The 6,735-nt window shown below is 41.4% G+C and carries 8 protein-coding genes; 4 read left to right on the forward strand and 4 right to left on the reverse strand.

What is annotated here, in order from left to right; all coding sequences use genetic code 11:
• Positions 1–40 precede the first annotated feature (40 nt).
• Positions 41–667 (reverse strand): DUF1054 domain-containing protein, encoded by a 627-nt coding sequence (locus AC4J95_RS17275; RefSeq protein ID WP_494550930.1) that lies wholly within the window; start codon positions 665–667, stop codon positions 41–43.
• Positions 668–954: 287 nt separating this feature from the next.
• Between AC4J95_RS17275 and AC4J95_RS17280 the strand changes: the two genes are divergently transcribed.
• The 4 genes from AC4J95_RS17280 (at position 955) to AC4J95_RS17295 (ending at position 5,114) form a co-directional block, all read left to right on the forward strand.
• Positions 955–1,962: an alcohol dehydrogenase catalytic domain-containing protein gene (locus tag AC4J95_RS17280; RefSeq protein ID WP_494550931.1), complete on the forward strand. Its 1,008-nt coding sequence runs from the start codon at positions 955–957 to the stop codon at positions 1,960–1,962.
• A 214-nt stretch (positions 1,963–2,176) separates the two neighbouring features.
• Positions 2,177–2,908, forward strand: coding sequence for an MIP/aquaporin family protein (locus tag AC4J95_RS17285; RefSeq protein ID WP_316402416.1), 732 nt, complete (start codon positions 2,177–2,179; stop codon positions 2,906–2,908).
• A 255-nt stretch (positions 2,909–3,163) separates the two neighbouring features.
• On the forward strand, positions 3,164–3,841 hold the full coding sequence (locus tag AC4J95_RS17290) for an ABC transporter ATP-binding protein (protein WP_494550932.1): 678 nt from the start codon (positions 3,164–3,166) through the stop codon (positions 3,839–3,841).
• 1 nt (position 3,842) lies between these two features.
• Positions 3,843–5,114, forward strand: coding sequence for an ABC transporter permease (locus AC4J95_RS17295; protein WP_494550933.1), 1,272 nt, complete (start codon positions 3,843–3,845; stop codon positions 5,112–5,114).
• 53 nt (positions 5,115–5,167) lie between these two features.
• Here AC4J95_RS17295 and AC4J95_RS17300 read toward each other — a convergent pair whose 3' ends face one another.
• From AC4J95_RS17300 to AC4J95_RS17310, 3 genes are all read right to left on the reverse strand, one after another.
• A complete protein-coding gene (locus tag AC4J95_RS17300; RefSeq protein ID WP_494550934.1) occupies positions 5,168–5,425 on the reverse strand; it encodes a hypothetical protein in 258 nt (85 codons plus the stop codon).
• Between the two features lie 92 nt (positions 5,426–5,517).
• Complete coding sequence (locus AC4J95_RS17305) at positions 5,518–6,000, reverse strand: VOC family protein (protein ID WP_494550935.1); 483 nt, start codon at positions 5,998–6,000, stop codon at positions 5,518–5,520.
• Between the two features lie 16 nt (positions 6,001–6,016).
• A partial coding sequence (locus AC4J95_RS17310) for a helix-turn-helix domain-containing protein (protein ID WP_494550936.1) occupies positions 6,017–6,735 on the reverse strand: 719 nt, incomplete at its 5' end.

Here is a 6,735-nt window from a genome sequence, read left to right on the forward strand (position 1 = left end):
TCTCATTCGATTTTTGAATGCAGCCGCGTCAAAATGTTCTTTAGTTTTCCACCTGTTCAAAACTTGCCTGATTGGCTAATTGATAGATTGGTACTAGCTTTTCATAGGTTTCTACCATATAAGACTGCGCAGCTTCCGGTTTTTTCCACATTGGATCGTCTTTTTTAATGATCCGACCGACTTGGAACTCCCCTTTTTTCACATCACGGAACCTTTTCAACAGCCTTTCTGTGCTTTCTGGTGATAACTCCTCCACCTTTGGCTTCGTGTGATCGCTGGATAACACAAAATCTGGGGATAAGTTCTCAAAAACCTCGGGGTGATCCAGCAATGCTTGCGCAATCGCCTTTTCATCTTTTGGCTGATCAATGCAGGATAGCCACATAAAAACATAGTCTGGCCAAATTCCCAGCTGAAAATGCGGCTCCATCTTATAGCCGCGCTTTTGGCGACTCAAGGCGGACCAAGTATTCTCCGGCGGATACGTCGTTCGTCTGCGATGCTGAGCGATGTGGATAAATAGCTTCTCATCCAACAGCGGTTCTAATACCTGTTGAAAAACTTCGTCTAATTGTTGAAAAGTCGGCTGGATTTCTTGACGAATCGCCGCCATCCGTTCATCCAGCCCATCGACTGTAAAAACCTCAAAACTTTTTTCAGTGAACATCTGATTCCTCCTATATGTGCGTGCAAAAACACGTTTAGCTGGTATCCTAATAGTACCTATCTTACAGCTTCCTCACAAGTTAAGTACCCAAATTCTACAGAAAAAATGATCATGCGATTCAGACACCTACACTTTGGACAAACAATTATCCGAAAAATTGCAAAATTAGACTGATTCTTTTGCTATTTCACAGAAATTATTTCCTTCTCTTTGTTAAATCAAGTATATTATAAGTAGCCATTTTATATTAAAGATTCAGAAATTTATTTCTGAGGAGGGTAAAACGAATGATTTCAGACGCGATTGGGTTCGAGAAAAAATTTCGTTTAAAAGAAGATAAAAAATTTGAACACTACAAGATCATGCTTCCAAAATTACGGGAGAATGATGTCATGATAAAAATCTCCGCCATCTCCATCAGTACCTTGGACACGCAGATTCGCCAAAACATCAAAGGCGCGAAGAAGCCGTACATCTTGGGCTTTGGCGGCGTGGGGATCATCACGCGGCTGGGCAGCAGCAATCAGCACTTGAATGTCAGCGATCGCGTACTCTACGTGAATAAGGTTGGAAAATACGGCAGCTACAGTAATTTCCAGATCGTGGATGTCCGTTCCATCGTAAAACTGCCGGATTCCTTTCCGACAGATGAAGCCGCAGCTTTTTCCTATAGTTTTTTCTTGGCCTTTGAAGTACTCTTCAAGCAGCTGCAGCTGACACCGAAGCCGGGGAAAAACGAAGGCAATCTATTGATCCTGAATACCTCTGACGGACTAGGCGCTACCATTATCCAGCTGGCTAAGTGGGCTGGTTTGAAGGTTGCCGCTACGATCAATAAGAACAACTCAGAGATCTGGATCAAAAACATGGGAGCCGATGCTGTATTCTCACAATCCACTAATCTATCACGGGAATTGGCGAACGAAGAAATGACACCGGTTGACTACGTGATCAACCTGGATACTGAAAAAGAAAAAAGCTTTGATCATCTGGCAGAATTCAAAGACACGGCTAAGGTCTTGCTGTTGCATTTTATCAAAAAGAAAAACAAAAACTTTGATCCCGACTATCTAAACTTTTACTGCGAAGAATTCTTGGAGAACTCCTTTGCTACCGATGAAGGGATCGACTATTCTCGCACAGTCATGGAGCTGTTGGTCTATTTATGGGAAAAGAATCAATTGAAATCAATTTTGACCGCACAGCTAAACGGCTTCTCAGATAAAAATTTCTACGGCGCTCACAAATTGATCGAAAGCAATCCTAACTTTCGTCATCTGGTTTTAATAAACTGACCGAATCTCGTTCAATTGGACGAGATTTTTTTTATGGAAAGCAGTTTTTTCGCAAAAAAGCCTTGTTTATTCAATTTCATAACGACCGTTGTCATTTCTCATAGAAATTTCTCGTTTTTCTGAGGTTAACATTTGCTAATTACAAAGAATGGGATTAAGATATAAAATGGAATTTTCATTTACATTTTCATTTCAAATTTTCTAGGAGGTTTTTATGGATTATTCACTGACTACTCGGTTAGCGGCTGAGTTCTTGGGAACTGCTTTGCTAGTAATGCTAGGAAACGGTGCAGTTGCCAATGTTGATTTAAGAGGTACAAAAGGTTACGGAAGTGACTGGATGTTGATTGCAGTAGGTTATGGCTGTGGGGTTATGATTCCTGCAATGATTTTTGGCGGTATCAGCGGCAACCACATTAACCCAGCATTTACGATTGGTTTAGCCGTTAGCGGCATGTTCCCGTGGGCAGAAGTTCTTCCTTACATCGCCGTTCAAATTCTTGGCGCGATGGTGGGACAATTAGTCGTAGTAGCCAGCTACAAACCTTATTACGATCAAACAGAAGACAAATTGCATGTGTTAGGAACCTTCTCAACCATCAATAGTGTCGGCTCTAAATTTAACGGATTCGTGAATGAATTCTTTGGTTCATTCATTTTATTCTTTGGTGCGCTAGGGATCACTAAAGCACCCTTCTTCCAAAACAATTTAGGAACAGCGCACTTGGCATTAGGTTTCTTAGTATGGACATTAGTTGCTTCATTTGGCGGACCAACTGGACCAGGATTGAACCCAGCTCGTGATTTAGGTCCTCGGATCATGCATGCCATCTTACCATTGAAACATAAAGGTGATTCACAATGGAGTTACTCATGGGTACCAGTACTTGCTCCGATATTAGCTTCAATCGTCGCAATCGCATTATATAAAACTTTATTTATCTAAACAAAAGGCTGTCGCAAATTTTTTTGCGGCAGCTTTTTTATTGTGTAAGGCGACTTTTTCCAAAGAACAATCTATTGTTCCCTGTCTGTGAGTAGATCGTTGATTTACTCTATTTCTTTCTCCTACGCAAACAAAAATAGGCATTTCACTTCAAAAAAAAGAGAAATAATCACAAAATACTACCTTAGACCCATTTCATTCATTTCGACTTATGGGAGAATCAATCCATAGCTTTTAGCTAAGAGGAGGAAAACAATGAATGCAATTGAAGTAACAGATGTGAAAAAAGTTTATGGTTCTGGACAATCAGCTTTTGAAGCATTAAAAGGGGTTAATTTCGCAATAAAAAAAGGGGAATCCGTCGCAATTATCGGCAAGAGCGGCTCTGGTAAGTCTACTCTGATGCATATATTAGCATTGCTTGATCGACCTAGTTCTGGAAAAATCGCTTTACTTAATCAAGATACCCGCCAAATTAAAAATAGTTCACTGAATAAAATGCGGAACGAAACATTTGGTTTTGTGTTTCAACAATTTTTCATCAATCCGAAAGACACCGTTCTGGCTAATGTCTTATTGCCATTAAAAATTGCCGGTATTCCAAGTAGAAAAAGAAAGCAAATGGCCATGGATGCTTTAGAATCCGTTGAATTGAGTGACAAAGCAAACAACAAAGCCAATGATTTGTCAGGGGGCCAAAAACAGCGTGTCTGTATCGCCCGTGCCATCGTCAATCAACCGGAAATCATTTTTGCCGATGAACCGACTGGAAATTTAGACACCGTGACTGGTGAAAAAATAGAGAAGCTGCTTTTTGAATTGAATCAGAAAAAAGGGATTACTTTGATCATTGTCACCCACGATCCCGACTTAGCGGATCGATGCGATCGTCAGATTCACATTAAAGACGGTCAGCTATTGGAGGGTGTCTAACATGAAACTATTTGACATTATTAAATCGGCAAGCTCAAATTTATGGCGTAATAAAGGACGAACCGTTCTAACGATAATCGCCATTTTTATCGGCGCATTTACGATTTCTTTAACCACTGGGGTCAATAATGGGGTGAATGATTATATTGATCGTCAAATCAATGGCGTTGGTGGTGAGGATCAGTTGATGGTGTTCCCTGAATCACAAATGGGTTCAGCTGACGATGATCCACAGGAATACGATCCTGATAAATCCTCAGGCGCGGATGCCGATTACTTAACAACCAAGGATTTAGATAAAATCAACGCAACAAAAGGAATCAAGAAGGTTGAACCTTTCCATTTTCTATCAACCGATTACGTTCAGCGTAAGGATGGAAAAAAATACCTTTTATCAGCCGTTAGTGTCAGTGATATTTCGATTGATTTAGAGGCTGGTCGCGAAGTAAACAGCGCTGGTGACAAATACGAAATCAATATAGCATCAGAATACTTGGACGCTTTAGGCTTTAAAAATGCAAAAGCAGCACTTAACCAACGCATTAAAATTGCTGTCAGCAGTCAAGCGACTGGTGAACAGGAACTTCTAGAGGCAACCATCGTAGGTGTTCGAAATGTGAGTTTGATTCAGCAAGGTCAGTCGATCATGAGTAAAGCATTATCAGATAAAATTGTTCGTATTAACGAAAACGGTATGCCGGAAAACATGAAAAACAAATACGGCACGCTTTTCGCTACGATGGATAAGAATTTATCCAATGCACAAATTACTCAGTTGAAGGAACGTCTGACTAAAAAAGGCTTTACCGCTATGACGGTTGAGGATGAGATTGGCATGATCCGACAAGTCATCAATGCGATCACAGGTGTATTGACACTCTTTGGAGCCATCGCATTATTAGCCGCTAGCTTTGGGATCATCAATACTCTCTACATGTCTGTCCAAGATCGCACAAGGGAGATCGGTTTGATGAAGGCCATGGGCATGGGACGCTTCAAAGTCTTTTTAACCTTCAGTATTGAAGCCTTATTAATAGGTTTCTGGGGTGGCGTCACAGGCATTGCCGGAGCAGTTGTAGCTGGACAATTTTTAAATGATTTTGCTACAACATCCTTTTTAGATGGCTTAACCGGCCTAACCCTGCTGCAATTCTCTTGGCCTTCCATGCTGATCATCTTAGTAGTAATCATGTTGATCGCCTTTTTAGCTGGAACCTTCCCTGCTAATCGAGCAGCACGTTTAGATCCAATTAATGCACTGCGTTATGAGTAGAAAAAAGACAAGCTGTCGCAAATTTCGCGGCAGCTTTTTCTTTACTCTAATAATTACTCATCTTGTTCCTCGACAAACGCTCCTTTGATTCTTCGCTTTTCCTTCATGGCGAGATCTTTTTGCAGATCGAACGTAACAGGCTTTGGATCAGGGATCACAACAAGAACATCTTGATTGTTTTTGTCTTTCTTTATCTCAATGTTTGCTTGCTGGTCTTCCCTTGAAAAATTTTGCGACATTCGCTGTGTGGTGTTCACTTCATCAATAAAATCCTTGGGTTGGATAGGCGGGACAATATCATGTTCATGCATTGCAACGACCTCCTCTTGTTAAGGTCATTCTACGCGCATTGTTGGCAGCTAGCAAATAGAGGTCTGAACCAGACCTCTATCCTTTGTTCCTATTAAACCAGTTCTTTTACAAACTCCACTGGAAACATGGTTTTTTCCGCCGTCTCTTCTACCGACATCCCTTGGGCCAAGTAGCGTTTCGCCACACTTGTCATACTTTCGGAGACTTCCACGATAAATTTGTCAGGATCATAAAAACGTATCACCCGTTGTCCCCAAGGATATTCCTTGCTGTGATGAAGAAACTCGATGCCTTCCACTTTTGAAAGCTTTTCTTCCCACATATCTAAATCTTCAACTTCAAAATAGAGCTGAAAATTATTGGGCTGCTCCTTCATTTCCAATGGAACATCCACCAATCCCGCGTAATCTGCTTGCATAGAAAAGCCGCTCTCATAAGCCACATGCATATTATCCAGATTCATCATGACTTTTTGTTCCATCACTTCTTCGTAAAACTGTCTCGCCTTGTTCATATCCTTGACTGCGATCATTATTCCGCCATAATTCATAGTCAGCACCAACTTCCTCTTCATTTCCTCCACTATACCGTTAGAATTTGGCGATTTCACTGTAAAAATCGGACATCTTTTTCCGATATAGTTGCGGTGTCTTTCCAGTGATCTGCTTAAAATCACGGTTGAAGTGGGAGACATCATAGTACCCCGTTGCTTCGTGGACTTGTGTAATACCGTTGGCAGGATTATTCAATAAACGAAGGGCCTGGTTGATGCGCACCAGGCGGGAAAAGGTTTTGGTGCTCATTCCTAAATATTCGTTGAATAAACGAGTTAGGTGGCGCTCACTGTAAAAAGCCTCTTCGGACAATTGCTTCAGCGAAACATTGCCCATTCGATTGACGATCGTTTTAGTCGAAGTGGTCAATTCTGGTGGGCAAGTTTTTAAAATAGCCCTTAAAAACAGTTGATCCACACCTAACAACAGCTCCTGAACACTTTCCACAGTTTCTAACAACGCCAGCATTCCCTGATTCAGCTGGGCATGCACTAGCTCAAGGCGAAAAAGCTGATCCATTAATTCATGTTGGTTGAAGCCTAAAAAAGCATGCAGCCCAGCCGGTTGAAATTCCACGATGAATAGCTGATCAAAACTAGTCGCTTGGTCACCAACTCTAGCTGCTTTCGTTGCCGGACCAAAGATTTGGCTATCGATCTGCTGATCATTCACGCCAAAAATCAAGGTCCCACAGCCATGAGGAATCACCGTGTATTGTTCAGAAATAGCCGCTCTTGTTGGAAATGTCAGCGTAT

The sequence above is a fragment of the Enterococcus sp. GPZ-007 genome (assembly GCF_059374735.1).